This is a genomic window from Photorhabdus sp. RW14-46 (genome assembly GCF_963887965.1).
GTDB lineage: Bacteria > Pseudomonadota > Gammaproteobacteria > Enterobacterales > Enterobacteriaceae > Photorhabdus > Photorhabdus laumondii.
Map to the genome: position 1 here is coordinate 1 of NZ_CAWPHH010000069.1, position 4,959 is coordinate 4,959.

Genomic DNA, 4,959 nt, shown 5'->3' on the forward strand with positions numbered 1-4,959 from the left:
GAGTCTGGTCTTTATACGCCAGCGCGATCGCTTCTGGGGTTTTCTCGGCCTGCTGCTCAAACAACTGGTGAATACATAATGCGGCAGGGTACGGTGTCTCTGTCGGGTTCCAGCTTTCCAGTAATAACCTGCGTTCAGCCAAAGGCAGGATATTCATTTCACCCACTTTTTGCTGGGCGTTTACGGCCATCGCTTGCAGTACAGCGTGCAAGTAGTCGGCTTGCCGCGTAATTGTCGATTGATCAAACAACGCCGTGGAATAGCCGATACCACCAGCAATCCCACTTTCATCTTCAAATAAGCTCAGTTCGAGATCAAATTTGACCACATCCAAAGCGGGCTCAATATGTGATACCGTCAGATTCGGCAATGACCAATTCGTGTGCTCATTGTTCTGCCAGGCAAACATGACCTGAAACAGCGGGGTATGTGCCAATTGCCGAGGTGGTTGTACCATTTCCATCACCTGTTCAAACGGAAGATCCTGATGCGCCTGTGCCATTAATACCGTCTGCCGGACATGTTCCAGTAATTCCTTTCCGGTTAATTCATCCGAAACAGACATACGCAATGCCAGCGTATTAACAAAAAAGCCAATCAGCGGCTCCACTTCCTGCCGGCTGCGACCGGCGCTGGGGGTTCCGATAATGATATCTTCCTGACCGGACAGGCGCGATAAGACGACAGCCCAGGCCGATAGCAAAGTCATAAACAGCGTAACGCCGTGCTGTTGGCTTAACTGTTTAAGGGCAGCGCTCAACTCCGGATCTAAGCGGACAGGAACAAAATCACCGGCAAACGACTGCTCTGGCGGACGTGGCCTGTCTGTGGGTAAATCCAGCAACACGGGTGCATCCGCCAACACAGTACGCCAATAGTCAGACTGCACTTGAGTACGCTCGGCGGACAGCCATTGATGCTGCCAGACGGCATAATCTGGGTATTGAATTGCCAGCGGTGGTAAAGGGTTCGACTGCCCGTTTAAAAAGGCAGTATAGAGTGCGTTCAGTTCACGTATCAGCACCGTGACCGACCAGCCATCGGACACAATATGATGTTGGATCAGTAAAAACTGAGAGTCCTCTTCCGTCAGCCGGATAAGTACCGCCCGGATAAGCGGTCCCCGGCTGAATTCAAACGGTTCAGAGACGGCGTCGGTATAAAGTTGTCCCAGAGCAATGTCCGCCGCCGGATGCCCGCGTAAATCATGCTGTACCAACGGCAAGCCGCTCTCTTTTGCCAGCAATCGGATCTGTGGCTGACCGTCTATGGAAACAAAGATCGTACGCAACGCTTCATGGCGGGCAAAGACGGTATTCAGTGCCTGTTGCCAGGCCGTTATATTCAATTGGCCACGCAAATGCAGTACCAGAGGAATATGATACGTTTCACTGACCCCTTCAAACTCGGTCAAGAACCATAAACGTTGTTGGGCGAAGGATAACGGTAACGGCTCTTCCCGGGAAACGGGGATAATCGCAGACAATGCGGTACGGACTTGGGTATCCAGCCCTTGTTTATCAAACCTAAGTTGGACAACCTGAGCTAAAGCCGCCAGCGAGGGTGAATTAAACAACGCCGTCAGCGGTAACTCGACACCCAATACCGTCATTATCCGGTTCACCACCCGTACTGCCACAAGGGAGTGCCCGCCCAGCGCAAAGAAATTGTCGTGCCGGCTGATCTGCTCAATTCCCAGTAACTCACACCAAATCGCCGCCAATGCTGCTTCGGTTTCTCCCTGCGGTGCCTCATAACGTTGACCGGCAAACGCTTCGTTATCCGGAGCTGGCAACGCCTTGCGATCCAGCTTGCCATTTGGGGTTAGTGGCAAGCTATCCAGACGCACAAACGCCGTCGGTACCATATACGCCGGCAGAACCGCACTCAGATGTTCCCTCAGACTGTTCACTAGCCCTTCTTCTGCTTCCGCTACAACATAAGCGACCAGTCGTTTCTCTGAAACCGTTTTCTGTGCCAAGACGACGGATTCACGCACCGCCGGGTGTTCCATCAATCGGGCTTCAATTTCCTCCGGTTCAATGCGGAAGCCGCGGATTTTCACCTGTTGATCATTACGGCCCATAAATTCCAGATTGCCGTCTGGCCGATAACGCGCCAAATCCCCGGTGCGGTACATACGCGCATTGGGTTGGGCATTGAACGGATCAGCCAGAAAACGTTCTGCCGTCAATTCAGGCCGGTTCAGATAACCCCGTGCCACACCCACTCCGCCGATATAAATTTCACCCATTGATCCCAACGGCACGGGCTGTTGTTTTGCATCCAACAGATAAATTCGTGTGTTAGTGGTCGGACGTCCAATAAGCACCCTTGTTTCTGTATTCTCAGACGGGCAGTAATGCCAGCTAGTGGCACATATTGTTATTTCCGTTGGGCCATAAGCATTAAACAGTTCTACCCGATCTTGCAGCGCCTGAATCAGCGCGATACTTGGCGCATCGCCGCCCAGTATTAACGTTGGTTTTGTTGTAAGTGGAGGTAAATCCATACCATCATGCAGTAAGGCAGGAGGCAAGCAAGCATGTGTCAACGACCCATTTTCCAGATAATGCCAGAGTTGATCAGGGTTCTGCCGAATGTGGTCATCGGGAATGTTCAGAGCTGCACCACTACACAACGCCATCATGATTTCCCATACGCTGGCATCAAAGTTCAATGAAGCGAACTGCAATACCCGACTATCGGCACTAATCGCAAACTGGGTGCATTTATCCCGGACAAGATTAACCAATCCCTGATGTTCGACCATCACTCCTTTGGGTATACCTGTTGAGCCGGACGTATAAATCACATAGGCCAGATGCCGGGATGTCAATGTGGTTACCTGCGGATTACTGTCCGGCTGGTCAAATAAGGTCTTCGGTTCAAGTACTTTCCGACTGGTCAATGCTTTCTCTTCTAAGGCTGACCGACCGGTCTCATCCGCTAAGATAATAGCCGGATCAGCGCCGGTGAGTATCTGCGCCAGACGCGCAGCGGGATAAGCCGGATCCAACGGGACATACGCTCCGCCTGCTTTCAGTATTCCTAATATTCCCACGATCATGGCCGGTGAACGCGAGACACAAATCGCCACTAATTGATCAGGCTCTACCCCTAGGGCAATTAACTGATGTGCCAGCCGATTGGCACGGGCATTAAGTTCGGCATAACTGAGCGTCTGGTTTTTATAGACTAGCGCAGTTGCTGATGGGGTTTTCTCTGCCTGTTGTTCAACTAACTGATGGATACATAACGTTTCTGGATAGGGTGTTTCCGTTGCGTTCCAGGTTTCCAGCAATAACCGACGCTCTGCCGGAGCCAGAATCATTATTTCCCCTATTTTTTGTATAGGATTGGCGACCATCGCTTGCAACACGGTCTGCAAATATCCCCTGTGACGTTCAATGGTGAGACGATCAAACAAAGCTGTACTGTAATTTAATACGCCATGAATCCCACCGGCTTCTTCATACAATCCCAGTTCGAGGTCAAATTTGACTATATCCAACGTTTGATCAATATGTGACACAGTCAGCCCCGGTAATGTCACATCTGTAAGTTCATTATTTTCCCAGGCAAACATCACCTGAAACAGCGGAGTATGCGCCAACTGGCGGGGTGGCTGGACGATTTCCACCACTTGCTCAAACGGTAAATCCTGATGTATTTGTGCTGCTAACGCGGTTTCCCGAATCTGTGTCAGGCATTCCGCCACAGTGAGTTCACCCGAAACCCCCATCCGTAATGCGAGTGTATTGACGAAAAAGCCAATCAGTGGCTCCACTTCCTGCCGGCTGCGTCCGGCACTGGGAGTGCCGATAATAATATCTTCCTGACCGGACAGGCGCGATAAGACGATGGCCCAAGCCGACAGCAAGGTCATAAACAGTGTAACACCGTGCTGTTGACTTAATTGTTTGAGGGCAGTGGTCAGTTCGGGATCTAAGCGGACAGGAACTGAATCACCTGTGAATGATTGCTCTGGTGGGCGTGGCCGGTCTGTGGGTAAATCCAGTAGCACCGGCGCATCCGCCAACACAGTACGCCAATAGTCAGACTGCACTTGAGTACGCTCGCCGGACAACCACTGATGTTGCCATACGGCATAATCTGGGTATTGGATTGCCAGCGGTGGCAAGGGGTCCGGGCGGCCACTTAAAAAGGCGGTGTAAAGCGCGTTCAATTCACGTATCAGCACTGAGACCGACCAGCCATCGGATACAATATGATGCTGGATCAGTAAAAACTGATAGTCCTCCTCTGCCAACCTGATAAGTACTGCCCGAATAAGCGGTCCCCAGCTGAATTCAAACGGCTCAGATACCGCATCGGTATAAAGCTGTTCCAGTACGGTGTCCGCCGCCGGATGTCCGCGTAAATCATGCTGTATCAACGGTAACCCGCTCTCTTTTGCCAGCAGCCGGATCTGCGGCTGACCATCAACAGAGCTAAACACCGTGCGCAACGCTTCATGGCGGGCAAAGATGGTATTCAATGCCTGCTGCCAGGCTGCAATATCCAGTCGTCCACGCAAATGCAGCGCGAGAGGGATATGGTACGTTTCACTGACGCCTTTGAGCTGAGCCAAAAACCATAAGCGCTGTTGGGCAAATGATAACGGCAGTATTTCTTCCCGGGAGGCTGTGATAATAGCAGGCAATACGGGGCTGTTTTGTTTGTCCAGCGTTTGTTTATCAAACATAAGCTGTACCACCTGAGCCAGAACCGCCAGCGAGAGCGAATTAAACAACGCCGTCAGCGACAGCTCCACACCCAATACGGTCATTATTCGGTTCATTACCCGTACCGCCACGAGGGAATGCCCGCCCAGCGCAAAGAAATTATCGTGCCGACTGATCTGCTCAACGCCCAGTAACTCACGCCAAATCATCGCCAACCGCGTTTCAATTTCCCCCTGCGGCATCTCATAATGTTGACGAGCAAACGCTTCGC

At 51.6% G+C, this 4,959-nt stretch carries 1 protein-coding gene; it reads right to left on the reverse strand.

Annotation, left to right across the window (positions count from 1 at the left end; translation table 11 throughout):
• A partial coding sequence (locus AACQ38_RS23265) for a non-ribosomal peptide synthetase (RefSeq protein WP_165579200.1) occupies positions 1-4,959 on the reverse strand: 4,959 nt, incomplete at both ends.